We start from the raw sequence: 24,035 nt of genomic DNA, 5'->3' as shown, positions 1-24,035 counted from the left end.
GAGCATGGAAGCCGGAGGTGGTGCTGTGAACGCGCCCGCCCACGGTCCCGAACCGAGGGAACCCGCTCCGGTGCTGATCACCGAAGCCGCCCCGTCCTACGAAGACCAGCTGGCCAAGCGGAAGCGGAAGTACATCATCATGATGTCGTTCCGCATCCCGTGCCTGATCCTCGCCGGGATCTTCTACCAGACCTGGTGGCTCGCGCTGGCGCTGATCGCGATCTCGATCCCGCTGCCGTGGATCGCCGTCCTGGTGGCCAACGACCGTCCGCCGCGCAAGAGCGAGAAGGTCAACCGGTACCAGTCGGAGCCGACGCGGATCGAAAGCTCCGGTCACCGCGTCATCGACGGCGGCTGACTCGTTTCGCGCGTGCTATGAAAGGTCCTTTCCTGGCAAAATTTGCCAGGAAAGGACCTTTCATAGCGCTCGATGAGGGGCTACGGCTGCGGCCCGACCTTCGCGACCGCCTGGGCCCCCAGCCGCGTCCCGGCCCGAAGCACCTCCACCGTGGACTCGCCGCGCAGCCACGCCGCCAGCACACCGGCGTCGAAGGCGTCCCCGGCGCCGGTCGAGTCGACGCACTCCGCCGGCTGCGCGGGTACCGAGGTGATGGTGCCGCTCGCGTCCACCCAGCTGGCGCCGTCGAGCCCGGCGGTGACCACGACCTCGCCGACGTAGTCCAGCAGTTCCTTCGCCGCCTCGGGGTCACTCGACCCGGTCAGCGCGACCAGCTCGCTGGTGTTCGGCATCAGCAGGTCCACGCCGCGCACGTCGTCGAGGAAGGCCGCGGGATCGGTGATCAGCGTCGCCGCCTGCGGGTCGACCGACGTCGTCAGCCCGGCCTTCTTCGCCGCCGCCAGCGAGGCGAGCGCCGCGGGCCGTGACGACGGGTACAGCAGGACGTAGCCCGAGAGGTGCAGGTGACTCGCCCCGGCCAGGGCCGCCTCGGTGACGTCCTCCGGGCTGAACTTCGCGTTGGCCGCGCGGTCGGCGAGCATGCTCCGCTCACCCGCGCCGTCGACGAGCACGACGACGCAGAACGTCGGTTCCTCGGGGTCCACCGCGAACTCGCAGCGGACGCCCGCCGCCTCCAGTTCGCTCTTCACCATGCGGCCGCCGGAGTCGTCCCCGATCCGGGCGACCAGCGTGGTCTCCGTGTCCTCCGCCCGCAGCCACAGCGCGGTGTTCGCCCCCGCGCCGCCGCTGGTGAAGTGGACCTTCGCGCGGATGTCGCCACCGTGCGGGATGGGGCCTTCGTGCCGCGCGACGACGTCGAGACCGACGTCGCCGACGACGACGATGCCGCTCATGCCGCGGTCCCGGCGAGCGCGACGGCGACCTCGGTGGCCAGCTCCGCGTTGGACAGCACCAGGGCCTCGTTCGCGTCGAGGCTCACGCCCTCGCTGGCGGTGTGGAAATGCTCCAGCAGCACCGGCGTGACGTCCTTCCCGTGCACGCCACGGGTCTTGAGGAGTTCCAGCCCTTCGGCGAGCAGCCGGTCGTGCAGTTCACGGTCCATTTCGGACGCTTCCGGGATCGGATTCGCCAGCAGCACACCGGAAGACGCGTGCGCCCGGTGCGCGGCGATGACCGCGGCGGCCTGCGCGGCGTCGTCGACCCGCCACGGCACCTCGAAACCGGACGAGCGGAGGTAGAACGCCGGGAACTCGCCGGTGCGGTAGCCCAGCACGGGTACCGAGTTGGTCTCCAGCACTTCGAGGGTCGCGGCGATGTCGAGTACCGACTTGACGCCCGAGCAGACGACCGTGGTGGGCACCTTCGCGAGCACGCCCAGATCCGCCGACACGTCCCAGCTCTGCGCCGCGCCCTGGTGCACGCCGCCGAGCCCGCCGGTGGCGAACATGCCGATCCCGGCCGCGGCGGCCAGCGCCGCGGTGCTCGCGACCGTGGTCGCGCCGGAGCGGCCGAGGCCGACGGCCGGGCCGATGTCGCGCAGGGAGAGCTTGTCCAGGTCCGCGCCGGGCGCGCACACACGTTCCAGCTGCTCGCCGGTGAGGCCGATCAGGGGGACGCCGTCGAGGACGGCGATGGTCGCGGGGACGGCGCCGCCGTCGCGCACGACCTTCTCCAGCCGCCGGGCGACGTCGAGGTTGCGGCCGGGCGGGAGACCGTGGGAGAGGATGGTGCTCTCCAGCGCGACGACGGGGTCACCGGCGGCGAGGGCGGAGGCGACCTCTTCGTGAAGGGACAGTTGCGGAGTCACGAACGAACATCATCGGTGATGTGGGTCCGCGTCACGCCATCGGGTCAGTTCGTTCGAGAGGTTCTCGCGTGCCTTGCCCTCCCAGCGTGCCCGCGCGATGTCGCTGCGGTAGAGCCGCGGCCTGGCCAGCAGGTTTTCGAGCACGGCCGTGCGGCCCGCCCGCCAGTCCTCGTCGGAGTAGATCGAGTACTCCTCCCGGACACCGTTCGCGTACTGCTCGTAGTCCTCCGGAGGGGCGCCGAGGATCGCCAGGTCGGCGTCCAGCAGCGCCGTGGCGAGGAGGTCTTCGTCGGGGGCGGTGTGGTGGATCGTGCTGAGGACCAGCCCGCTGGCACGTTCGACGTCGGCCGCGGGGACGCCGGCGTTGGTGAGTTCGTCGCGGGTCCAGGCGGCGCTGGCCTGCTCGTCCTCGCCGGGGCGGGCGTCGTAGACGACGTCGTGCGTCCACGCCGCGATGGCGACGAGGGCCCGTTCGCGGGCGCCGAGACCGAAGGCGACGGCAAGGGCTCCGCTGTCGCGGGCGACGGCCGTGACGTGCCCGAGATCGTGGTAGCGCCGGTGCGGTTCGGCGTAGCGGGCCTGGAGGTCGTTCCACGCGACGGCGGCGATCTGGTGATCGCCACCGAGCCGGGTGATCGCGGTCGGCCAGTCCATCAGTCGAAGATCCCGCGTGCCTTGGCCACCTCGTGCAGCCAGCCTTCGAGCTGCGGCTCCCACTTGACCCGTTCCAGCGCGGCGTGGTCGACCTTGAACAGGCCGAGGAACTCCTGGCCGCGTCCGCCGAAGCCGCCGCTCTTGGACACCCGGACCCGTTTGGTCACCTCCAGCACGACCTGCGTCTCCGACGGCGAGGACAGGAAGGTCACCGCCACCGAGGTGAAGACGGGCGCGAACCTCGGTGAGGGGGTGAAGCGGATCTCCTGGAAGAACGGGAGCTGCTGGACCGCGCCGTCGACCCGGCCGCGTTCCAGCACGGCCTCGCGGAAGACGAAGCCGATCCGGCTGAAGGCGTCCAGTATCCGTTTCTGCGCGGGCAGCGGCTCGATCGCGGCGGCGTCGACGTCGACCGGGTCGGTGACGGAGTTCGCGATGTCGAGGCTGGTCTGCAGGCCGACGGCCATCCCGTTCAGCGGTTTGCCGAAGACGCTGGAGATCGGCGTCTCCCACGGCAGGGCCACCTCGAACGGGATCCGGACCTGCTGGCCGGGCCCGATGCGCTCGTTGCCCGCGAGCTGCTGGGTGCCGAACTCGAGGTCCTCGACGCCGGGGCGGCGCTCGTCCGGGAGCGTGACCCTGGCGAGCAGTTTGACCGAGAGACCGTTGATCTCTTGATCGACTTCGCCGCCGAGCAGCAGGACCTCACCGCGCAACGGGCGGCCGGGGGAGACCGTGCGGTCGAGCAGCCGGGCGTCGATCTTCGCCCCGCCCGAGCCGAACGTCGCGAGCACCTTCTGGAACATGGGCGAGATCCTGCCAGGTCGTCGGTGTGCGCAGGAGGATTTGGGGCATTATGGAGGGGTGAGTACACAGACCCTTCCGAAGCCGGATACCCGTCCCGAGGGCACCGACGGCACCGACGACGATTCGCCGAAGATGTTCCACTACGTGCGCAAGAACAAGATCGCCGAAAGCGCGGTCATGGGCACGCACGTGGTGGCGCTGTGCGGCGAGGTCTTCCCGGTGACGAAGTCGGCGAAGCCCGGTTCGCCGGTCTGCCCGGACTGCAAGAAGATCTACGACGGTCTCAAGCCGGGCGACTGAGTGTCCGTCCGGTGTCCGATACCGGACAAAATCTGAAAATCCTTCACATGGCGGCTGCCCGTCCCGGTCTTCGCTGGTAATCAGTACCCGCCAGCGAAACCCAGCCGGGACGGAGCCTTCATGCGTAGAACCGGGATCGTGCTCGCCATCGCCGCGTTGGTCGCGGTGTTCTCACCCGCCGCCGCCCAAGCCGTCACCGGCTGGACCACGGTCGGTTCGGACAACGCCCGCCCGCTCGACGAGGGCCAGGGCCTGGCCACCATCGAACGGCCGTCCGGGACGATCTACCGCTACACCGGGATCGCGACCGTCCCGATGAGCCTCTCGACCCAGGGCTGGAACCACGTCGGCGACCCGGGCTCCGCGCAAGGCTGGTACGTCGAGCCGTACCAGCGCGACGACCGGGGAGCGAAGCTCTTCCGCGTCGAGTCGCCCGACGGGAAGTGGGCGAACTACACGCACACGCTGGAATCGTGGGAGGCGAACAACAACTCGTTCGCCGCCGTGACCCCGGACGCGCGCTGGATGGTGGCGGGCGAGTGGGGCACGATGGACCGCCTCCTCGTGCACCCGATGCCCGGCGTCGCGCACACGAACCCCTCGGCGAACCTGCCGTACTCGTCCGCGATCCGGCTCGACAAGCCGGTGCGGGACATCCAGGGCTGCGACTTCGTCACCGCGACCCGGCTGCTGTGCTCGTCCGACGACCCCGAAGGCTCGCTGTTCGGGACCACGAAGCCGCTGCTGCAGGTGGATCTTTCCGGCGCGCTCTCGGGTTCGGACGTGACCGGGCGGGTGACGTCGCTGGGGCAACTGCCCCTGAAGAGCACCTGCGGCGGGAACTTCGAGACCGAGGGCATCGACGTCGCCGCCGACGGGACCCTGCGGGTCGTCGTGCTCTCGCCTTCGTGGTGCGTGGCCTTCGACAGCAAGACGTGGCGGTTCCGTAAGGCGTGACTCGCGTGATCAGACGCGTGACTCGCGTGATTGGAGGCGTACCTGCTCCAATCACGCGAGTCACGGCTTCGATCACGCGAGTTCCGGGTTACCGGGCGGGTTCCGGGGTGAGGTCCTCCGAATGCGGAGCCGCAGGGGATCGGCGCGACGCCTTCTTCGCGCGGCGCTTCTCCTTCCGCGTCTCGACCATCGTGTACAGCGTCGGCACCAGGATCAGCGTCAGCAGGGTCGAGCTGACCAGCCCGCCGATCACCACGATCGCCAGCGGCTGCCCGATGAACCCGCCCTGCCCGGTCAGCCCGAGCGCCATCGGGACCAGTGCGAAGATGGTCGCCGCCGCGGTCATCAGGATCGGCCGCAGCCGTCGCCTGCCGCCTTCGACGACGGCGTCGGCGACGCTCATCCCCGAAGCCCGGTACTGGTTGATCAGGTCGATCAGCACGATCGCGTTGGTCACCACGATGCCGACGAGCATCAGCATCCCGATCAGCGCGGGCAGGCCCAGCGCGGTCCCGGTGGCCAGCAGCAGCCCGATCGCGCCGGTCGCCGCGAACGGGATCGACACCAGCAGGATCAGCGGCTGGATCAGGCTGCGGAACGTCGCCACCATGATCAGGTACACGATCGCGACCGCGGCCAGCAGCGCGAGGAACAGGTTCCCGAACGCCTCCTGCTGATCCTCGCTGACCCCGCCGAGCTTGTACGCCGCGCCGCCGGTGAAGGTCAGTCCGTCCAGTTTGGACTGGATGGCCTTCGTGGTGGCCGCCAGGTCGGCGCCGGTGTTCTTGGCGGTGACCGTGGTGCTCAGCTCGCCCGAGGTGCGGTGCACCGCGGCCGGGCCGTCCACTGTGGACACGGTGGCGACCGAGTCCAGCCGGACCACGCCGGTCGCGCTCGGGATGGGCAGCGCCTTGACCGCGTCGACCGACACCGGGGCCGTGCCCGCGCGCAGCACGATGTCCGTGCGCTGACCGTCGACCGGCAGCTGGGTCACCGTGCGGCCGGCGATGGCCTGGTTCGCGATCTGGCCGATCGTGGTCGCTGAAAGCCCGCTCGCGGCGGCCTTGGCGGCGTCGACCTCGACCTGCACGCGCGGCGAGCCCTGCGCGAGGTCACTGGTCACTTCGGTGAGGTCCGGGACGCCGGACAGCGCCTGGCGGACCTGCTCGGCGGCGGGCTTCAGCGCCGCTTCGTCCGGTGCGGTGACGGTGATCGAAATCTGGTCGGAGTTGAACCCGCCGGCTTCCGCGCCGATCTTGACCTCGCCGAGTTCCGGCTTGTCCAGCTTGCCCCGCAAGCGATCCGACAGCGCGTCGAGATCGGTGTCCTTGGCGACGGTGACCTGGATGCTGGTCGCCGTCCCGCCACCGCCGAAGAAGTTCCCTCCGCCGATACTGACCTGATACGTCTCGACGGCCGGTTCGGCGGCGAGCGCCTGCTCCACCGCGCCCGCGGCCTTCTCCTTGGCCTCGGGGCTGGTGCCGGGCGGAAGCTTCTGCGAAAGACTCAGCGTCGTCGAGCCGGACTGGTCGAGGAAGTTCGTGTTCAGCTGCGAGGCCAGCCCGACGGTGCCGCCGAAGATGATCAGCGCCAGCAGCACGACGGTGACGCGGCGCCGGGTCGCGAACCGGATCACCGGCACGTACCCGCGCTGCAGCAGCCCGCGGCGTTCCTTGTCCTCGGCGGCCTGGCGCGTGAGCTCGGCCTCGCGTTCGTCGGCCGGGGCCTTGGGCGGCTTGAGGAACCAGTACGCCAGCACCGGGACGATCGTCAGCGAGACCAGCAGCGACGCCAGCAGCGCCACGGTGACCGTGATCGCGAACGGCGAGAACAGCTCGCCGACGAACCCGCCCACGAAGGCGATCGGCAGGAACACCGCGACCGTGGTGAGGGTGGACGACGTCACGGCACCCGCGACCTCGCGCACGCCGTCGAGCACCGCGCGCTGCTTCTCCTCGCCGTAGGCCAGATGTCGTTTGATGTTCTCCAGCACCACGATCGAGTCGTCGACCACCCGCCCGATGGCGATGGTGAGCGCGCCGAGGGTGAGCAGGTTGAGCGAAAGGTCGCCGGTCCACAACGCCAGCAGCGCCACGACCACCGAAAGCGGGATCGACACCGCCGTCACCAGCGTCGAGCGCACCGACATCAGGAACAGCAGGATCACCACGACCGCGAACGCCAGCCCCAGCAGGCCTTCGGTGGTCAGGCCGCTGATCGCGTCCTTGACCGGGGTGCCCTGGTCGAACACGACGCTCATCTCGGCGCCGATCTTCTTCGACAGCTCGGGCAGCTTGTCCCGCACCGCTTCCGAGATCGCGACCGCGTTCCCGTTCTCCACCATGGTGATCGAGAGCCCGAGGCTCGGTTTGCCGTTGGTGCGCGTGATCGACGTCGGCGGCGCGAAGCCGGCCTGGACGTCCGCGACATCACCGAGCTTCACCGGCTTGGCAGCCTGCGCCCCGGGACGGGAAGGCTGCGAAGGTGTGAGGTACAGGTTCTTGATCGTGTCCACTGTGGTCGGTCCGCCGCCGACCTGGACGGTGAGCGTCTTGTCGCCTTCGGTGAGCGTCCCGGCCGGGACGGCGGCACCGGCGGTCTGCAGCGTGGTGGCGATCGACGACGGGTCGACCCCCGCGGCCGCCAGCTTCGCGTAGTCCAGCGCGATGGTGACCCGCGGCTGCCGCACACCGGTCACGTCGACCTCGCGGACGCCGTCGATCTTGCGCAGTTCCGGCGCGACCTCCCCGGTCAGCGCGGGCGCGAGCGCCTGCGGGTCACCGGTGGTCCCGGCGGCGAGCAGGACGACCGGGAGATCGTCGGTGGACCCCGCCGAAACCGTCGGCTCGCTGTTCTGCGGCAGCCGGGCCTTGAGCCCGTCGATGACGCGCTGGATCTGCCCGACGGCCGCGTCGATGTCCGTGCCGAACTCGAACTGCGCGGTGATCCGCGACAGCCCCTCCGACGACGTCGAGCTCAGTTCTTCGAGCCCCTTCAAACCCTGCAAACCGCCTTCGAGCGGCTCGGTGACCTGACGGTCGACCGCGTCCGGCGACGCGCCCGCGTACGGCGTGATGACCTGCGCCTGCGGGAACTGCAGTGACGGGAACAGTTGCTGCTTCAGCTGCGGCAGGGCGAAGGCGCCGAAGCCGATCACCACCAGGGCGAGCAGCCCGATGAGACTTCGGTTGCGCAGGCTCAGTCTGGCCAGCGTGGACATGGCGGTATCCCCCAGGAATAGCTCGGGACGGGCGGTTACCGCGAGCTTTTCATGGCGGCGGGTGGACTGGATTCACACCACGGGTGGAATCGGAGTACGACTTCGGGATGAGGTGCCCCTCAGCTTTGCCGTTCGGACACCTGATCGGCTTCGCTCTGCGTTTCCTCGTTCACCGATTGTTCCGGTTCGGCTTCACCGTTCTGGCGGGGACGGCGGAGCGGGACGGTCGTGCGTTCCCACAGTTTGCGCCCCTCTTCGGCACGGATCCGTTCGCTGGCGCGTTCCATTTCCAGCCGCCGCCATTTCCGGCGCTGGCGTTTCGTCGCCTTGGCGGGCCACAGTTCCTGGATCGCGCTGTTGAAGTACGCGCCGCCGACCACCGCGAGCCCGATGAAGAACATCAGCAACAGGAACGCGATCGGCGCGGCGAGCGCGCCGTAGGTGTAGCCGGTCTTGGTGATCCAGTTCAGGTAGATCCGCAGCCCGATACTGGAGAGCAGGAACACGACCATGGCGAGCATCGCGCCCGGCAGCCCGCGGTGCCACGGCAGCCTGCGCGGCAGGGCCAGCTTGTACAGCGTCGTCAGCGCCAGCACGATCATCACGGCCAGCACCGGGTAGTACAGCGTGCCGACCCAGTACGACACCGTGCCGCGCCAGTCGGTGGGGAAGAACTGGGGGAGCAGGTCCGGCCCGATCGCCAGCAGCGGCAGCCCGACCACCAGGATGACCAGCCCGGCCAGGTACAGCAGCAGCGCGAAGATCCGCTGCCAGACGTCGTTGCGGACGCCGTACTGGTCGTGCGCGACGGTGATCGCGTCGACGAACGACGACATCGCCGACGAACCGGCCCACAGGGAGATCAGGAAGCCGACGGAGACGATCTCGCCCTTGCCGACGAACAGGATGCTGTTGACCGTGGGCTCGATGATGTCGTGGACGGCGTTGTCGCTGAAGATCGTCTTGCTGAAGGTGATGATCCGGTCGTGGACCGCGGTCACGACCTCCTGGCCGAACCAGTCGCCGACGAAACCGAGGCAACCGAGGAGACCGAGCAGCAGCGGCGGCAGCGACAACGTCTGCCAGAACGCGGCTTCGGCGGCCTCGGAGAAGATGTTGCCGTCCCACGCCTTGCTGAGCGTGCGGCTGAGCAGGCGCAACGGCCCCCTGCGGCCCTTCGCGACCTCGGCGGCCGTGTCGGGACGGCCGTTCTCCTCGCTCATGCAGCTCCTCCGCCGGCGCCGAGCGCCCTTGACGGTGTCCAGCATGGTCCATGCCGCGCCATTCGGCTCGCCACCCCTGGGTTTTCGGGTGAGTAAACCGACAACGGGGGTGGCGCTTCCCGCGTTCCACGGGGCTCCGAGGTAGGCTCTTCGGAGTGCCCTCACCTCAGGCGCCGGCGTCGCGGCCGGATACCCAAGTGGGGGTTTTCGCTTGTGTCAGGGTGGATGACCAGGCGTTTCGAGTGAGGGAGGAGGGGGACCTGCATGTCGGAAACCGTTGAACGCGATCGAGGCGAGCTGGGCGCGCCTCCCGCCGCGAAGGACAGCACGGCCCGCCCGCTGCGTGCCTGGCAGCGGCGAGCGCTGACGAAGTACCTCACGAAGAAACCGCAGGACTTCCTGGCCGTGGCGACGCCGGGCGCGGGCAAGACGGTGTTCGGTCTCCGGATCGCCGCCGAGCTGCTGAGCGACCGGACCGTCGAGCGGATCACCATCGTCGCGCCGACCGAGCACCTGAAGCACCAGTGGGCGGCCTCGGCCGCGGCCGCCGGTATCGCGATCGACTCGAACTTCCGCAACGGCACCGGTGTCACCTCGCGTGACTACCAAGGTGTCGCGGTCACCTACGCGCAGGTCGCCGCGCATCCGACGCTGCACCGCGTGCGCACCGAGAACCGCAAGACCCTGGTCATCCTGGACGAGATCCACCACGGCGGTGACGCGAAATCGTGGGGCGACGCGATCCGCGAGGCGTTCACGCCCGCCGTCCGCCGTCTCGCGCTCACCGGGACGCCGTTCCGCAGCGACGACTCGCCGATCCCGTTCGTCAGCTACGAGGCCGACGGCTCGGGTTTCCAGCGCAGCAAGGCCGACCATGCCTACGGCTACGCCGACGCGCTCGCCGACGGCGTGGTCCGGCCGGTCGTCTTCCTCGCCTACTCGGGTGAGGCCTCCTGGCGCACCAGCGCGGGGGAGGAGTTCACCGCGCGGCTCGGCGAGCCGCTGACCGCCGAGCAGAACGCGCGCGCCTGGCGCACGGCGCTCGACCCGGCCGGTGAGTGGATCCCGTCGGTGCTGCAGGCCGCGGACACGCGTCTCGCGCAGCTGCGGGCCAACGGCATCCCGGACGCGGGCGGTCTGGTGATCGCCACCGACCAGGACTCGGCGCGCGCCTACGCCAAGATCCTGCAGCGCATCTCCGGCCAGAACCCGACGGTCGTCCTCTCCGACGACCCCAAGGCGTCCGGGCGGATCAAGGAGTTCTCCGACTCGACCGACCGCTGGCTCGTCGCGGTCCGGATGGTGTCCGAAGGCGTCGACGTCCCGCGTCTCGCCGTCGGTGTCTACGCCACGAGCGCGTCGACCCCGCTGTTCTTCGCGCAGGCCATCGGCCGGTACGTGCGTTCGCGCAAACCCGGCGAGACGGCTTCGGTCTTCCTGCCGAGCGTGCCGGTGCTGCTGGAACTGGCCAGCGAGCTGGAGGCGCAGCGAGACCACGTCCTCGGCAAGCCCCACCGCGAGAAGGAGGGCTGGGACGACGAACTCCTGGCCCAGGCCAACCGCACCGAGGACGAACCGGGCGAGGAGGAGAAGGCGTTCACCTCGCTGGGCGCCTCCGCCGAGCTCGACCAGGTCATCTACGACGGCAACTCGTTCGGCACCGCGGTGTTCTCCGGTTCCGACGAGGAGCAGGAGTACCTCGGCCTGCCGGGGCTGCTGGAGCCGGACCAGGTCCGCGCCCTGCTGCGGAAGCGGCAGGAGGAGCAGCTCTCCGACGAGAAGCGGCGCAAGCCCAAGGCCGAGGAGGCGGCGCCGGTCGCGCGGCCGCAGTCGGTCAGCGAACGGCTCGGCGCGCTGCGCAAGGAGCTGAACGCGCTGGTGGGCGTGCACCACCACCGGACGCGGAAACCGCACGGCGCGATCCACAACGAACTGCGCCGGGTCTGCGGCGGGCCGCCGACCGCGATGGCTTCGGTGGAGCAGCTGGAAGAGCGGATCGTCACGCTGCGTTCTTGGTGACCGCTCCCTGGCAAGCGCTATGAAAGGTCCTTTCCTTGCAAAATTTGCAAGGAAAGGACCTTTCATAGCGTTCGGGGGCGGAGAACCGGACTGCACTGATCACGCTCAGTGAGTGGTGGCGGTCACACCGTCAGCGCACCTAGACTTCGTACGTCTTGCTACGGCCACGTTGCCAAACCGTGTCCATTTGATGAGGCTTAATCGATTCAGCCGTCTTCCGCGAAACCCGTTCGGCGGCATATGTTGTCGCCCACAACATATGCGCGATGGTGCGACCGGTCCTCGAGGATCGCCGCCCGCGAGCAAGATCGGAGAAGGAACGAGGATGCGCAGCAGAACCCTTACCCTCCTCGCCGCGACGGTGGGCGCCGGCCTGGTGCTTTCCGCCTGTGGCGCCAACACCGCCGACTCGGGCAGTGGCAACTCCTCGCAGTCCGCGCCCGCCCCCGGCGGTGCCGCCGCCGGTGGCAAGGTCGGCGTCATCCTGCCGGAGACCGCCACCTCCGCGCGCTGGGAGGCCTTCGACAAGCCCTTCCTGACCAAGGCGCTCAAGGACGCGGGCTTCGACGCCGACGTCCAGAACGCCCAGGGCGACGTCCAGAAGTTCACCACCCTGGCCGACGGCATGATCGCGCAGAACGTCAAGGTCCTGATCATCGCCGCCATCAACGGCGAGGTCGGCGCGGCGGTCGCCCGCAAGGCGCAGGCCGCGGGCATCCCGACGATCGACTACGACCGCCTCAACCTCGGCGGCAGCTCCGACTACTACGTCTCGTTCGACAACGAGAAGGTCGGCCAGCTCCAGGGCCAGGGTCTCGCCGACGCGCTGAAGGACAAGAAGGGCGCCGAGGTCGTCATGATCGAGGGTGCCCCGACCGACAACAACGCGACGCTGTTCGCCAACGGCCAGAAGTCCGTCCTGCAGCCGAAGTTCGCCAGCGGCGACCTGAAGCTCGTGCGCGAGCAGGCCATCGACAACTGGGACAACCAGAAGGGCGGCCAGACCTTCGAGCAGATCCTGACCGACAACAAGGGCAAGGTCGACGGCGTCGTCGCCGCGAACGACGGTCTCGCCGGCGCGGTCATCACCGTGCTGAAGAAGAACGGCCTCAATGGCAAGGTCCCGGTCACCGGCCAGGACGCCACCGCGGACGGCCTCATGGCCATCCTGCGCGGCGACCAGTACATGACCGTCTTCAAGCCCATCAAGGAAGAGGCCGAGGCCGCGGCGAAGCTCGCCGTCCTGCTGGCCAAGGGCGACAAGGCGGGCGCCGACGCGCTGGCCACCGGCAAGGCGAAGGACCCGAAGGGCAACCGCGAGGTCAAGTCCGTGCTCCTCGAGCCGAAGCTGACCACCAAGGAAGGCGTCAAGGAGGTCGTGACGCAGGGCTACGTCAAGGCGGCCGAGATCTGCGGCGGCGACCTGGCCGCGGCGTGCACGCAGCTCGGTATCTCCTGACCCGTTAAATCCAGACGACCGGGCCGGTGCGTTCCCCCGACGGAGCGCACCGGCCCGGTACCCAGCCGGGAGAACCCCCATGAGTGAACCCATCCTCGAACTGAAGCAGCTGAACAAGAGCTTCGGGCCGGTCCACGTGCTCCACGACGTGGACTTCAACGTGCGCGCCGGCGAGGTCACCGCGCTGGTCGGCGACAACGGTGCCGGTAAGTCCACTTTGGTCAAGTCGATCGCCGGGATCCACGGCTACGACTCGGGAACGGTGACGTTCCAGGGCAAGCAGGTGAACATCCACGGCCCGCGCGACGCCGCCGATCTGGGCATCGAGGTCGTCTACCAGGACCTCGCGCTCGCCGAGAACCTCGACATCGTGCAGAACATGTTCCTCGGCCGGGAACGCGGTAGCAAATGGCTGCTCGACGAGGCCAGCATGGAGAAGGCCGCCCGCGAGACGCTCGCCTCGCTTTCGGTCCGCACCGTGAAGTCCGTCCGCACGCCCGTTTCGGCCCTCTCGGGCGGGCAGCGGCAGACCGTCGCGATCGCGAAATCCGTGCTGTGGGACTCGAAGGTCGTCCTGCTCGACGAGCCCACCGCCGCGCTCGGTGTCGCGCAGACCCGTCAGGTGCTCGACCTCGTCCGCCGTCTCGCCGAACAGGGCCTCGGTGTGGTGCTGATCAGCCACAACATGGCCGACGTCTTCGAGGTCGCCGACCGGATCGCGGTGCTCTACCTCGGCCGTCTCGTCGCCGAGGTGCACACCAAGGACGTCACCCACGGCCAGGTCGTGGAACTGATCACCGCCGGTCGCTCCGGCGACCTCGGCCTTGCCCGCCCCGAAGCCGCCGTCCTCTGAGCAGAGGCGAGAAAGAACCGGAAATGACTGAGACACCTGCAAAGCCCGCCTCGCCGGAGGGGGGCAAGTCGGCGGCCGCCGCGCTCAACCCGTCGGCGGCCATCACGGACTTCGGCATCGACACGACATCGATGTCGACGCGCGAAGCCGTCGGCGACTACTTCTCCCGGCTCAAGGCCGGACAGCTGGGTTCGCTCCCGGCGCTGCTCGGCCTGCTCGTGCTGGTGATCGTGTTCGCCTCGCTGTCGGACACCTTCCTGACGATGAACAACATCGCGAACCTGATGGCGCAAGGCGCCGGCAAGGCGATCATCGCGATGGGCATCGTGTTCGTGCTGCTGCTCGGCGAGATCGACCTGTCCGCGGGCACCGCGTCCGGCGTCACCGCCGCGGTGCTGGCGATGCACTACGTGCGCAACGGAAACCTGTTGGGCGGCATGGGGAACGGCGTGTTCATCGCGTTCCTCGTCGTCCTCGCCATCGCCGCCCTGCTCGGCGTGATCCTGCGGATCTGGGCGGGTGTCGGATTCGCCGTGCTCGCCATCGCGCTCGTGCTTTCGGGAACCGCGGCCAACGCGTGGATCGAGATGCTGCTCGCGATCAGCGTCGGCGGCGCGATCGGTGTCCTCACCGGCTTCCTCGTCTCGAAGATCGGCATGCCCTCGTTCGTCGTGACATTGGCGCTCTTCCTCGCCTGGCAGGGTGTCATCCTCCAGTTCATCGGTGAGGGCGGCACGCTCGGCATCAGCACCTCCGACGTGCTGTTCAAGGTCGCCAACGGCAATCTGTCCACTGTGGGCAGCTGGGTCCTGTTCCTGATCGCCGCCGGTGGTTTCGCCGCGGTGACCTTGGGCCAGCACTTCTCGCGGCTCAAGCGCGGCCTGGTCACCCAGCCGACGCCGATGGTGCTGTTCAAGGTCGGCGCGATCGGCGTGGTCGCCGCGATCGCGACCTATCTGCTCACGCTGAACCGCGCGCCGAACCCGAACATCGTCATCTCCGGCGTCCCGTACGTCGTGCCGATCGTGCTCGGCCTGCTGGTGCTCGGCACCTACGTGCTCAACCGCACGCAGTACGGCCGCCACATCTACGCCGTCGGCGGCAACCGCGAGGCGGCCCGCCGCGCCGGTATCAACGTCGAGAAGATCCGCGCCTCGGTGTTCGTCATCTGCTCGGCGGTGGCGGCGGTCGGCGCGATCGTCTACTCGTCGAAGGTCGGTTCGGTCGACCCGCAGGCCGGTGGCCTCAACACGCTGCTGTTCGCGGTCGGTGCCGCCGTCATCGGTGGTACGTCGCTGTTCGGCGGCAAGGGCCGGGTCGTCGACGCGGTGATCGGTGGTCTCGTGCTGGCGGTCGTCGAGAACGCGCTGGGCCTGCTGAAGCAGTCGGCGGCGGTGGTCAACATCGTCACCGGTCTGGTGCTGCTTCTCGCGGCCACGGTGGACGCGCTGTCCCGGCGCCGCGCGGCTGCGTCGCCGCGCTGAGTCCGCATGGAATGATGAAGCCCGTGACCAGCACACCCGTTGCACGACCAGACGAGGTGCGCAGGCACAACCGCACGACCTTGCTCCGGTTGCTGCACGTCAGCGGCCCGAGCACCAGGGCGACCCTCGCCACCGAGCTGGGGCTCAACCGCAGCACCATCAAGACCCTCGTCGACGGCCTCGCGGAAGCGGGGGTCGTCGAGGAGCGGGTCCCGAGGCCGGGACGAGGGGCGGGCCGCCCTTCGCTCCTGGTCCTGCCGCAGCCGCACGCGGCGGTGGTGCTCGCGGTCGATCTCCAGGTCGAACACGTGGCGATCGCGCTGGTCGGGTTCGGCGGCCAGATCCTCGGGCGCAACAGCTGGAACCTCCACGGCCGGACGCGCGAGGCCGACGAAGTGATCACGCACGTGATCGAGTCGACCACCGTGCTGGCCGGCGACCTCGGCGTACAGCCGATCGCCGCGGGCGTGTCCGTGCCCGGCGTCGTCCGCCGGGCCGACGGGCACGTCCACGAGGCTCCCAACCTGCGCTGGACCGACGTGGCGCTCGGGGAACGGCTCGGCGGTGTGCTGCGCATCCCCGTCCTGGTCGGCAACGACGCCGAACTAGGCGCCATCGCCGAACACCTGCGCGGCGCCGCGCGGGGCTCGTCGGACGCCGTGTACGTCTCCGCCGACGTCGGTGTCGGGGGCGGGATCATCGCGGACGGCTCGTCGCTGCGCGGCGGCGCGGGCTACGTCGGCGAGATCGGGCACATGGCGATCCGGCCGGGCGGCCGTCCCTGCTACTGCGGGTCCAGCGGCTGCTGGGAGACCGAGGTCGGCGAGGCGGCGCTGTGCCGCGCCCTCGACCTGCCCGAGGACACCCCGCGCGGGGCGATCCTGTTCGAACTGCGCGAGCTGGGCCGGGATCCGCACGCGGCCGAGGAACGGCTGTCGGAGTTCGCGGAATGGCTGACGCTGGGCCTGGTGAACGTGGTCAACCTGCTCGGCCCGCAGCTGGTGGTGCTGGGCGACCTGCTCACCGTGCTGCCCGATTCGGTCGTGAAGTCGGTGGCGGCCGAGGTCCGGCGGCGGAGCCTGGTCAGCCGGGCCGTCGGCGGGACGCAGATCGTGAGTTCGGCGCTCGGGGCGGACGTGAAGCTGCTGGGTGCGGCCGAGGCGGCGTTCGAAATGATCCTGGACACCGTGTAGTTCGCATTTAGTCCTCTGGATGCGGTAGTTGCACACGCAAGGACCGCATCCAGAGGACTAAATGCGTTCTGTCACGAGGCCGGACAGCAGGGCCACCAGGGCGGCCAGGGCTTTCTCCTTCGCGGCTTCGCGGTCTTCGGCGTGCGCGATCATCAGCGCGGCCTCCGCGCAGGCGCTCAGCACCAGTTGCGCCAGCTCCGGGACAGGCGCGTCGATCAGCAGCCCGTCCGCCGCGGCGGACTCCAGGATCTCCGTGATCAGGCCCAGCCCGTACCGGTTCTCCAGTTCGCGCCATTCCTGCCAGCCCAGGACGGAGACGGCGTCGGTGAGCGCGATCCGCACCACCTCGGGCCGCAGACACAGGTCCAGGAACCGGCTCAGCACCCCGAGCGCCCCCGTCCACGGGTCGCCCGCGGCGCCCAGGACGGTCTTCAGATCCTCGGTGATCTCCGTTTCGATCTGCTCGATCACGGCCCGGAACAGCCCCTGTTTGTCCCCGAAGTGGTGATACAGCGCGCCGCGGGTGACACCCGCCGCCCGGACGATCTCGTCGGCGGGCACGGCGGCGTATCCCTGTTCGGCGAACAGCGTCCGCGCCGCCGTGATCAACGCGGCCTGCGTCGATTGCGAGCGTTCGGTCTGGCTACGTCGTGGCGTGGGCACGCAGGAATTCCACCATCATGCCGCTCAGCCGCTCCGGCTGGTCCTCCGGCACGAAGGCGTAGGAGTCCTCGATCGTCTTCAGTTCGGCGTTCGGCAGGACCCCGGCGAGCTTGCGGCCCAGCCACAACGGGAAGTGCCGGTCTTCGGGCGCCCAGGCCAGCAGTACGGGCTTGGTGAAGGCGGGCAGCCGCTCGGCGGCGGTCAGGGTGTAGCGGTTGTCGACGCTCGCCATGAACCGGCGCAGATCGTCGCGGATCTCCGCGCTCCGGCGGCTGGGCAGCAGATAGGCGTCGAGGATGTGGCCCGGGACCGGGTGTTTGGCCAGCCAGAGGAAGTCGGTCGTCTTCAGCAGCCACCGCCAGCGCAGCGCCGCGGTCACCAGCCCGACACCGCCGGGGATCCGGGCGAGCGGGCTCAGACCCGCGAACAACGGCGGCAGGAAGCGCTCGAAGGAGTCCGACGGCGTCAGCACGACCCGGCCCACCCGTTCCGGGTTCGTGGTCATGAGCAGTTGCGTCAGCGCGCCGCCGGTGTCGTTGGCGACCACGGTGACGTCGGTCAGGTCGAGCGCTTCGAGGAACCGCGCGATGAGCGCCGCGACGCCGGGCGGGCTCAGGTCGGCGCGGGGGACCGGGATCTCGTGCGAACCCAGTGGCCAGTCCGGGGTCAGGCAGCGGAAGCCCACGTCGGCGACGGCGGGGGCCACCTTGCGCCAGAGCAGGCCGTTGGTGAGGAGTCCGTGCACGAAGACCACGGGAGGGCCTTCGCCGCGGTCGCGGTAGCGGATGCGGGCGTCGCCGAGATCCACGTCGCGTGTCTCGCCCAAGAGGTCGTAGGTCGTCATGGCAACCAACATACATTCTGTCTGTATGTTTTTGGAAGACGTCGAAGACTGGCGCTCAGGTGAGTTTCTTGGTCCGGATGTCCCCAATGTCGCATTGGAGACGCTCAGCGACACCAATGCGACATTGGGGACACCGAGCGAGGCGGCAGCAGGCGGAAACCAGGGCGGCCGCAGGCAAAAACAGGGCGGCCGGCTCTCTCCCTGGGGAGTAGCCGGCCGCCGGTGGTCGTGGACTGGTGGGTTACCGCTGAATGTCCGCGGACATTTCCTTGAGCTTCGTCTCGTGTGCGCGGGCGTGGTGACCACAGAAGAGCAACTCGCCACCGGTGCTGAGAATGGCTCGAACCTGGGCTGCAGCTCCACACCGGTCGCATCGGTCGGCAGCGGTCAGTTCGGGGCGGGTGAGCGTCGGTGAAGTCATTGGAGTCTCCCTCCGTCCCGGCACCGGTGGCCCGGTGCCATCGATCCAGCTACGACCACTTCGGCACTGATGCCGGCAACGTTCGTTCCCGGCCCCGCCGTGTTCGTGCTTCCACTCTTCCAGACGTTTGGCGACCCGCAAGTGTTCCCGTGCGGGTGTCTCATTTGTCACTGGTAATTACCTCGGATGCCGTAGCGTAATCACGCAACGTGGGAGAAGACTCCCCGCCGCAGGGCCTTTTCCCACGTCAGGCACCATGCTGGGGTGGGAATCGCAGTCGTCCGGAACCGTCTTCCGAGCGTGCCGTCGCCGATCTTGTTCGTTCTCAGCGGAATTTCGATGTACGCCGGTGCGGCCGTCGCCGTAGGTCTCTTTTCGGTCGCCTCCCCCGCGGGGGTGGCCTGGCTTCGCTGTCTCGGGGCGGCAGTGGTCCTTCTCGCGTGGCGCAGGCCACCTCGCTCGGCGTGGACCGGCCGCACGTTCCTGCTCGCGGGCGCCTTCGGCGTCGTCACCGCCGGGATGAACGTGCTCTTCTACGAGGCGATCGCGCGGCTGCCACTGGGCACCGCGGTCGCCCTCGAGTTCACCGGGCCCGTGGTGGTGGCCGCGTTCGGCTCGCGGACCCGCCGCGACGTCTTCGCGCTGCTGCTGGTGGTGGCCGGCGTGGTCGCCATCGCGGACGTCCGGCTCGAAGGCAGCCTGCTCGGCGTGCTGTTCGCCCTCGGCGCGGCGGCCGCCTGGGCGGGCTACATCCTGCTCGGGAAGCGGGTCGCGGTCGGCGGGAACGGGATCGACGGGCTGGCCGTCGGGTTCGCGGTCGGCACCGTGGTGCTGTCGCCGCTGGCGCTCGGCACCGGCGCGGTGTGGGGTTCGCCACGTTTGGTGCTGCTCGGCGTCGGGGTGGGCGTGCTCGCCACCGTCGTGCCGTACGGGCTCGACCAAGTGGTCCTGCGCAAGGCCGGGCAGGCGCGGTTCGCGCTGCTGCTCGCCTTGCTGCCGGTCACGGCGGGCGTCATCGGCTTCCTCTGGCTCCGTCAGGTCCCGGCGCTGCCCGAGGCCCTCGGCACGCTGGCCGTCGTCGCCGGGGTCGCGCTGCGCTCTCCGGGGAAACGTGATGACTCGGCGCCCCTCTGAGCGGGATACTGAGCGGTCTGTGGCGCTTTCAGCACCGGGAGGACACGTGGCCGAGATCCGGCGGGCCGGCACCGTCGAGGAGGTCGTCGCCGCTCAGCACCTGTTCGACGGCCCCGCGCACCGTGAGGCGTCCGAGAAGTTCCTCGCGGGGGAGGAGAACCACCTCCTCATCGCCTACGAGGACGGCGAGCCCGCGGGGATGATCACCGGTACCGAGGTGACGCATCCGGACAAGGGCACCGAGATGTTCCTCAACGAACTCGACGTCAGCCCGGACTACCAGCGGCGCGGGATCGGCCGCGACCTCGTCGACGCGCTGGCCGGGATCGCGCGGGAACGCGGCTGCCGGGGGATGTGGGTCGGCGTCGAAACGGACAACAAGGCCGCGCTGGCGACCTACACCTCAGCCGGGGCGTCGAACGACGGGCCGTTCATCATGCAGTCGTGGACGTTCGAAGACTGATGTCGTCCGGAATCGACGGCGACCGGACGGGGCTGTCCGGTCGCCGCTGGCTGCCAGGGGGCGAGCACCTCGTCGCCGTCGCGCGGGCCGAACTCCCGCAGCGGGACGGGCTCGCCGGACCCTTCACGGCGCTGGCCGCCCTGCGCGCGGCGGGTTTCGACGTCGCGGGCCAGGACGAGGTCGCGGCCCTGTCCGGCACCACGCACGAAGGCCTGGCACGGGCGATCGGGACGCTGTCGGGCGGACGGCTCGTCGCCGTGCCCGCCACCGGGAACTGGGCGCCGCACTCGTTGTTCATGCTCCTCGCGGCGCTGTGGCGGCTGCCGAGGGTCGCGTTGATCGCGGAGGTCGACACGGCCGAGTTCGGCGCGCACGACACCCCGGCGCGAGCGCTGCTCGACTATCTCGACACCGGTATCCCGCCGCTGTGGTCGTCGCGCTGGCGTCCGCCCGGCGGGCATCACGTGCTGGCCGCCGGGATGCGGATCGGCGCCGAAGGCACTCTCGTGTCCATTATGGACGGCTACCCGTCCTTGGGGGACAACGGTTTGCACGACCAGCCGGTGGAATGGGTGGCCGCGGCGCTGAAGCGGATGCTGGTCGTGGTGGACGACGGCGACGCCGAAGCCGCCGTCGACGCGATCACGACGGCCGGTCTGTGGAGCTGAGCTCGTCCTTCGCGAAACGGGAATGCTTGCGCCCGTAGAAGACGTAGATCAGCATGCCGAGGCCCAGCCACGCGGCGAACCGCAGCCACGTCATCACGTCCAGGTTCAGCATCAGGTAGAAGCACGCCAGCGCCGCCACGATGGGCAGATACGGCGAGAACGGCACGGTGAACGGACGTTCCAGGTCCGGGCGGCGTTTGCGCAGCACCGGGACGGCCAGCGCGACGATGATCATCGCCGACAGCGCGCCGATGCTGACCATGTCGGCGAGTTCGGAGATCGGGACGAACGCGGCCAGCACCGCGATCAGCACCGCGCCGGCGATCGTCATCCGGTGCGGGGTGCCCCAGCGCGGATGCGCCGTGCCGAACTTCTTCGGCAGCAGGCCGTCGCGGCCCATGGCGAAACCGATCCGGCCGATCGTCACCAGTTCCACCATCATCACCGACGTCAGCCCGGTGACCGCGCCGAGCGAGATCAGCGCGCCCACCCAGTGCTGCCCGACGCGGTCGAAGGCGTCGGCGAGCGGGGCGCCCGCGTCGATCTCGGCGAACGGCACCATCCCGGTCAGCACCAGCGAGACCCCGATGTAGAGCAGCGCGCAGACGCCGAGTGCGCCGAGGATGCCGACCCGCAGATCGCGTTTCGGGTTCACGGTCTCCTCGCCGAGGTTGGCGAGCGCCTCGAAACCGGTGTAGGCGAAGAAGACGACGGCCGCGGCGGTCACCATCCCGGCGATACCGTAGACGGACTGTTCGAGCCCGAGCGCGGCTTGCACGATCGGCTGATGCAGGGTTCCGGCGGTCGCCGTCGGCGGCTGCGCGGCGGGGATGAACGGGGTGAGGTTCTCGCCGCGGATGTAGAACACGCCGACCGCGAGGATCAGCACGCACACCGCGACCTTGACCAGCACGAGCAGGTTCGTCACCCGCGCCGATTCCTTGATCCCGAGGACGGCGATCACGGTCAGCACGGCGATGATCACGACCGCGCCTATGTTGACCTTCGCGTCTTCGCCGAACCAGTCGGGGGAGAGTCCCATCAGATTCGCGAGATAGCCGGACCAGCCGCGGGACACGACGGCCGCGCCGAGGGCGAACTCGAGCAGCAGGTCCCAGCCGATGATCCAGGCGAAGGTCTCGCCGAGGGTGGCGAAGGCGTAGGTGTAGGCGCTTCCGGCCGTCGGCACGCTGGAGGCGAGTTCGGCATAGCAGAGGGCGGCCAGCCCGGCCACGACGGCGCCGAGCACGAACGACAGCGTGACCGACGGGCCCGCGTGCGTTTTCGCCTCGACCCCGGCGAGGGTGAAGATGCCGGTGCCGATGATGATGCCGACCCCGAACCCGATCAGGTCGCGCCCGTGCAGGCGGCGTTTCAGCTCACCGGAATCCTGCCGTTTCAGGACCTCGTCCACGTCCAGAGTTCGCCGCATGAAGGGTCACGCTAGAAGATCGCCGTCCACCTCGCAGATCGGTGGGAGGAGTACCCGGCGGAGGTGAAGGGAGCTTTCGCCGCATCAGACGCGGTGAAGGGAGCCTTCAGCCCACGCGCGACAGTCGTGGTGGAAGTTCACCCCTCCAGCACGACACCGTTCTCCTGCGCCAGGATCGCCGCCTGCACCCGCGACCGCAGCCCCAGTTTCGTCAGCACCCGGGAGACGTGCGTCTTCACCGTCGTCTCGCCGATGTGCAGCCGCGTGCCGATCTGCGCGTTGGACAGGCCGCCGCCCAGGCACGCCAGCACTTCGCGCTCGCGTTCGGTCAGGTCTTCGAGCCCGGCGGGGGCGACGGAGGGTTCACGGGTCCCGGCGGCGAAGGCGGCGATCAGCTTCCGCGTGACCTGCGGCGCGAGCACTCCTTCGCCCGCCGCGACCAGCTTCACCGCCTCGATCAGCCGCGACGCCTCCACCGACTTCAGCAGGAACCCGGCCGCGCCCGCCCGCAGCGCGGCGTGGACGTACTCGTCGAGATCGAAGGTGGTGAGCACGAGGACCTCGCACAGCCCCTCCGCGGTCAGTTCCCGCGTGGCGGCGATGCCGTCGACCCCGGGCATCCGCACGTCCATCAGCACGACGTCCGGCTTGAGCGCCTTCGCCTGGCGGACGGCGATGGCGCCGTCCGCGGCCTCGCCGACCACCTCGATACCCTCGGCGTTGCCGAGGATCATCATCAGCCCGGCACGGATCGCGCCGTGGTCGTCGGCGACCAGCACCCTGATGTTCCCGTCGCTCAAGACCCCTCCAGAGGCAGTTCGGCGCGGACCAGCCAGCGGCCGCCGGACGGCCCGGCGGTGAAGGTGCCGCCCACCGCGGCGGCGCGTTCCCGCATGTTCAGCAGGCCGAGGCCGGTCCCGCCGTCGCCGGGGCGGCCCGGCTGAAGATCATTGCGCACCTCGACGGTGAGTATGCCGCCGCTCGACCGGATGTCGAGGACGGCCCGCCCGCCGGGAGCGTGTTTCATCGCGTTGGTCAGCGCTTCCTGCGCGATCCGGTACGCGGTCAGGTCGACCGCGGCGGGCAGGTCGGCGGACCGGCCCGGTACGGCGCCGAGTTCGACCGCCAGCCCGCTCGCCCGCGCCGATTCGACCAGTTTGGACAGTTCGGCCAGCCGGGCGGGCGCGGTCGGCTCGATCTCGGTGTCCGCGCGCAGCAGCCCGATCATCGCGCGCATCTCCTCCAGCGCGCTGACACTGTTCTCCCGCACCGATTCCAGCACCTTCCTGGACAGCTTCGGGTCGGCGGTGGCCATGGACAGCGCGGCTTCGGACTGGATCGCGATCGCCGAGAGATGCCCGGCGATGACGTCGTGCAGATCCCGCGCCATCTTCGACCGTTCGCCCGCCACGGCGGCCTTCCGGTCCAGTTCGCCGATCGTGGCCAGCTGGACCGCGTTCGCCCGCTCGTTGTGGGCGATGTCCCGCTGCTGACGGACGTTGGCCGCCCACCACACCGGGGTGACCAGGAACGGCAGGAACGCGAATGCGACGAGGATCGCCGTGCGCCACTGCGCGGAGAACAGGAGCGCCAGGCAGACCGCGGCGAGCGTCCCGACCGCGGCGACACCGATCATCACCCGGCTGACCCGTCGTGAGCCGTACAGCGTCGTCGCGTAGAGGAAGTCGGTGAAGATGACGAAGATCGGCAGCGAGGGACCGAACGCGATGTCCACGCCGAGGACGACGAGCCCGCACAACAGTCCTAAAGGGACCTTGCGGCGCAGCACCTGCAGGAGGCACAACACGGTCAGTTCGGTCAGCCGGATCCACAGCGGCGTGTCGTCCTTGCCGTTGAGCAGCACGTGCATCCCGCTGAGATAGACCAGCACGCCCAGGATCCAGGTGCCGAAGGCGATGACGAGGTCCTGTTTCCATTCGGCGAGGTGGTTCAGGCGCGGGACGAACGTGGGCACCGTTCCATCCCAGCACACCGGCACCCGCCGCGGGGTCCTAC

General features: G+C 69.5%; 23 protein-coding genes. 11 read left to right on the top strand and 12 right to left on the bottom strand.

Annotation, left to right across the window (positions count from 1 at the left end; translation table 11 throughout):
* The first annotated feature begins 4 nt into the window (after nt 1-4).
* Nucleotides 5-358: a DUF3099 domain-containing protein gene (locus AJAP_RS25725; RefSeq protein WP_038515872.1), complete on the top strand. Its 354-nt coding sequence runs from the start codon at nt 5-7 to the stop codon at nt 356-358.
* An 80-nt stretch (nt 359-438) separates the two neighbouring features.
* Here AJAP_RS25725 and AJAP_RS25720 read toward each other — a convergent pair whose 3' ends face one another.
* The 4 genes from AJAP_RS25720 to AJAP_RS25705 are packed head-to-tail and all read right to left on the bottom strand — an operon-like array spanning nt 439 to nt 3,685.
* The gene (locus AJAP_RS25720; protein WP_038515869.1) at nt 439-1,311 is read right to left on the bottom strand and encodes a carbohydrate kinase family protein; all 873 of its coding nucleotides are present in this window, start codon (nt 1,309-1,311) and stop codon (nt 439-441) included.
* Complete coding sequence (locus AJAP_RS25715; protein WP_038515867.1) at nt 1,308-2,225, bottom strand: pseudouridine-5'-phosphate glycosidase; 918 nt, start codon at nt 2,223-2,225, stop codon at nt 1,308-1,310. The genes AJAP_RS25720 and AJAP_RS25715 overlap by 4 nt, the downstream gene beginning before the upstream one ends.
* Nucleotides 2,226-2,234: 9 nt before the next feature.
* Nucleotides 2,235-2,879: an HD domain-containing protein gene (locus AJAP_RS25710; RefSeq protein ID WP_038515865.1), complete on the bottom strand. Its 645-nt coding sequence runs from the start codon at nt 2,877-2,879 to the stop codon at nt 2,235-2,237.
* On the bottom strand, nt 2,879-3,685 hold the full coding sequence (locus AJAP_RS25705) for a sporulation protein (RefSeq protein ID WP_038515861.1): 807 nt from the start codon (nt 3,683-3,685) through the stop codon (nt 2,879-2,881). Before AJAP_RS25705 ends, AJAP_RS25710 begins: the two co-directional genes overlap by 1 nt.
* Before the next feature lie 58 nt (nt 3,686-3,743).
* On the opposite strand from AJAP_RS25705, the gene AJAP_RS25700 reads away from it, so the two are divergent.
* Both AJAP_RS25700 and AJAP_RS25695 read left to right on the top strand, forming a co-directional pair.
* On the top strand, nt 3,744-3,986 hold the full coding sequence (locus AJAP_RS25700) for a DUF3039 domain-containing protein (protein WP_007033595.1): 243 nt from the start codon (nt 3,744-3,746) through the stop codon (nt 3,984-3,986).
* Between the two features lie 120 nt (nt 3,987-4,106).
* Nucleotides 4,107-4,943: a hypothetical protein gene (locus tag AJAP_RS25695; protein WP_038515858.1), complete on the top strand. Its 837-nt coding sequence runs from the start codon at nt 4,107-4,109 to the stop codon at nt 4,941-4,943.
* Nucleotides 4,944-5,031: 88 nt separating this feature from the next.
* On the opposite strand, the gene AJAP_RS25690 is transcribed toward AJAP_RS25695, so the two are convergent.
* Entirely contained in the window at nt 5,032-8,163 is a 3,132-nt protein-coding gene (locus AJAP_RS25690) for an efflux RND transporter permease subunit (protein WP_038515855.1), read from the bottom strand.
* A 119-nt stretch (nt 8,164-8,282) separates the two neighbouring features.
* Entirely contained in the window at nt 8,283-9,386 is a 1,104-nt protein-coding gene (locus AJAP_RS25685) for a YihY/virulence factor BrkB family protein (RefSeq protein ID WP_038515853.1), read from the bottom strand.
* A gap of 264 nt (nt 9,387-9,650) precedes the next feature.
* On the opposite strand from AJAP_RS25685, the gene AJAP_RS25680 reads away from it, so the two are divergent.
* The 5 genes from AJAP_RS25680 to AJAP_RS25660 all read left to right on the top strand — a co-directional run bounded on the left by AJAP_RS25680 (nt 9,651) and on the right by AJAP_RS25660 (nt 16,394).
* Nucleotides 9,651-11,405, top strand: a complete 1,755-nt coding sequence (locus tag AJAP_RS25680) for a DEAD/DEAH box helicase (RefSeq protein WP_038515850.1) — start codon at nt 9,651-9,653, stop codon at nt 11,403-11,405.
* Between the two features lie 325 nt (nt 11,406-11,730).
* Nucleotides 11,731-12,864: a sugar ABC transporter substrate-binding protein gene (locus AJAP_RS25675; RefSeq protein ID WP_038515848.1), complete on the top strand. Its 1,134-nt coding sequence runs from the start codon at nt 11,731-11,733 to the stop codon at nt 12,862-12,864.
* 79 nt (nt 12,865-12,943) lie between these two features.
* A complete protein-coding gene (locus tag AJAP_RS25670; protein WP_005164482.1) occupies nt 12,944-13,717 on the top strand; it encodes an ATP-binding cassette domain-containing protein in 774 nt (257 codons plus the stop codon).
* Between the two features lie 23 nt (nt 13,718-13,740).
* Nucleotides 13,741-15,201, top strand: a complete 1,461-nt coding sequence (locus AJAP_RS25665) for a sugar ABC transporter permease (RefSeq protein WP_038515845.1) — start codon at nt 13,741-13,743, stop codon at nt 15,199-15,201.
* 11 nt (nt 15,202-15,212) lie between these two features.
* A complete protein-coding gene (locus tag AJAP_RS25660; RefSeq protein WP_051972592.1) occupies nt 15,213-16,394 on the top strand; it encodes an ROK family transcriptional regulator in 1,182 nt (393 codons plus the stop codon).
* Between the two features lie 57 nt (nt 16,395-16,451).
* Here AJAP_RS25660 and AJAP_RS25655 read toward each other — a convergent pair whose 3' ends face one another.
* The 3 genes from AJAP_RS25655 to AJAP_RS44850 form a co-directional block, all read right to left on the bottom strand.
* Nucleotides 16,452-17,057, bottom strand: coding sequence for a TetR/AcrR family transcriptional regulator (locus tag AJAP_RS25655; RefSeq protein WP_038515843.1), 606 nt, complete (start codon nt 17,055-17,057; stop codon nt 16,452-16,454).
* The gene (locus AJAP_RS25650) at nt 17,038-17,901 is read right to left on the bottom strand and encodes an alpha/beta fold hydrolase (protein ID WP_038515841.1); all 864 of its coding nucleotides are present in this window, start codon (nt 17,899-17,901) and stop codon (nt 17,038-17,040) included. Before AJAP_RS25650 ends, AJAP_RS25655 begins: the two co-directional genes overlap by 20 nt.
* A gap of 241 nt (nt 17,902-18,142) precedes the next feature.
* A complete protein-coding gene (locus AJAP_RS44850; RefSeq protein WP_016332937.1) occupies nt 18,143-18,322 on the bottom strand; it encodes a DUF7455 domain-containing protein in 180 nt (59 codons plus the stop codon).
* 339 nt (nt 18,323-18,661) lie between these two features.
* On the opposite strand from AJAP_RS44850, the gene AJAP_RS25640 reads away from it, so the two are divergent.
* From AJAP_RS25640 to AJAP_RS25630, 3 genes are read left to right on the top strand one after another with little or no spacing between them, the layout of a single operon-like run.
* The gene (locus AJAP_RS25640; protein WP_037344482.1) at nt 18,662-19,456 is read left to right on the top strand and encodes an EamA family transporter; all 795 of its coding nucleotides are present in this window, start codon (nt 18,662-18,664) and stop codon (nt 19,454-19,456) included.
* Between the two features lie 46 nt (nt 19,457-19,502).
* Nucleotides 19,503-19,919, top strand: a complete 417-nt coding sequence (locus tag AJAP_RS25635) for a GNAT family N-acetyltransferase (protein WP_038515839.1) — start codon at nt 19,503-19,505, stop codon at nt 19,917-19,919.
* Nucleotides 19,919-20,587 carry a DUF6885 family protein gene (locus AJAP_RS25630; protein ID WP_038515836.1) on the top strand — a complete coding sequence of 223 codons (669 nt, stop codon included), beginning with the start codon at nt 19,919-19,921 and terminating at the stop codon, nt 20,585-20,587. The genes AJAP_RS25635 and AJAP_RS25630 overlap by 1 nt, the downstream gene beginning before the upstream one ends.
* Here AJAP_RS25630 and AJAP_RS25625 read toward each other — a convergent pair.
* The 3 genes from AJAP_RS25625 to AJAP_RS25615 all read right to left on the bottom strand — a co-directional run bounded on the left by AJAP_RS25625 (nt 20,562) and on the right by AJAP_RS25615 (nt 23,994).
* The gene (locus AJAP_RS25625) at nt 20,562-22,001 is read right to left on the bottom strand and encodes an APC family permease (protein WP_038515834.1); all 1,440 of its coding nucleotides are present in this window, start codon (nt 21,999-22,001) and stop codon (nt 20,562-20,564) included. The genes AJAP_RS25630 and AJAP_RS25625 overlap by 26 nt on opposite strands.
* Before the next feature lie 155 nt (nt 22,002-22,156).
* Entirely contained in the window at nt 22,157-22,819 is a 663-nt protein-coding gene (locus AJAP_RS25620) for a response regulator (RefSeq protein WP_038515832.1), read from the bottom strand.
* The gene (locus AJAP_RS25615; RefSeq protein WP_038515828.1) at nt 22,816-23,994 is read right to left on the bottom strand and encodes a sensor histidine kinase; all 1,179 of its coding nucleotides are present in this window, start codon (nt 23,992-23,994) and stop codon (nt 22,816-22,818) included. The genes AJAP_RS25620 and AJAP_RS25615 overlap by 4 nt, the downstream gene beginning before the upstream one ends.
* Nucleotides 23,995-24,035 lie beyond the last annotated feature (41 nt).

Origin of the sequence: Amycolatopsis japonica (assembly GCF_000732925.1) — a bacterium.
GTDB classification, from domain to species: Bacteria; Actinomycetota; Actinomycetes; order Mycobacteriales; family Pseudonocardiaceae; genus Amycolatopsis; species Amycolatopsis japonica.
The sequence above is the reverse complement of the archived record's forward strand: the minus strand, read 5'-3'. Positions and strand labels throughout refer to the sequence as shown.

Coding starts and splice junctions, on each gene's coding strand:
- AJAP_RS25710 (WP_038515865.1), bottom strand. CDS start 2,879: ATGGACTGGCCGACCGCGATCACCCGGCTCGGTGGCGATCACCAGATC.
- AJAP_RS25650 (WP_038515841.1), bottom strand. CDS start 17,901: ATGACGACCTACGACCTCTTGGGCGAGACACGCGACGTGGATCTCGGC.
- AJAP_RS44850 (WP_016332937.1), bottom strand. CDS start 18,322: ATGACTTCACCGACGCTCACCCGCCCCGAACTGACCGCTGCCGACCGA.
- AJAP_RS25720 (WP_038515869.1), bottom strand. CDS start 1,311: ATGAGCGGCATCGTCGTCGTCGGCGACGTCGGTCTCGACGTCGTCGCG.
- AJAP_RS25685 (WP_038515853.1), bottom strand. CDS start 9,386: ATGAGCGAGGAGAACGGCCGTCCCGACACGGCCGCCGAGGTCGCGAAG.
- AJAP_RS25660 (WP_051972592.1), top strand. CDS start 15,213: ATGATGAAGCCCGTGACCAGCACACCCGTTGCACGACCAGACGAGGTG.
- AJAP_RS25680 (WP_038515850.1), top strand. CDS start 9,651: ATGTCGGAAACCGTTGAACGCGATCGAGGCGAGCTGGGCGCGCCTCCC.
- AJAP_RS25695 (WP_038515858.1), top strand. CDS start 4,107: ATGCGTAGAACCGGGATCGTGCTCGCCATCGCCGCGTTGGTCGCGGTG.
- AJAP_RS25725 (WP_038515872.1), top strand. CDS start 5: ATGGAAGCCGGAGGTGGTGCTGTGAACGCGCCCGCCCACGGTCCCGAA.
- AJAP_RS25665 (WP_038515845.1), top strand. CDS start 13,741: ATGACTGAGACACCTGCAAAGCCCGCCTCGCCGGAGGGGGGCAAGTCG.
- AJAP_RS25630 (WP_038515836.1), top strand. CDS start 19,919: ATGTCGTCCGGAATCGACGGCGACCGGACGGGGCTGTCCGGTCGCCGC.
- AJAP_RS25640 (WP_037344482.1), top strand. CDS start 18,662: ATGTACGCCGGTGCGGCCGTCGCCGTAGGTCTCTTTTCGGTCGCCTCC.
- AJAP_RS25705 (WP_038515861.1), bottom strand. CDS start 3,685: ATGTTCCAGAAGGTGCTCGCGACGTTCGGCTCGGGCGGGGCGAAGATC.
- AJAP_RS25675 (WP_038515848.1), top strand. CDS start 11,731: ATGCGCAGCAGAACCCTTACCCTCCTCGCCGCGACGGTGGGCGCCGGC.
- AJAP_RS25690 (WP_038515855.1), bottom strand. CDS start 8,163: ATGTCCACGCTGGCCAGACTGAGCCTGCGCAACCGAAGTCTCATCGGG.
- AJAP_RS25670 (WP_005164482.1), top strand. CDS start 12,944: ATGAGTGAACCCATCCTCGAACTGAAGCAGCTGAACAAGAGCTTCGGG.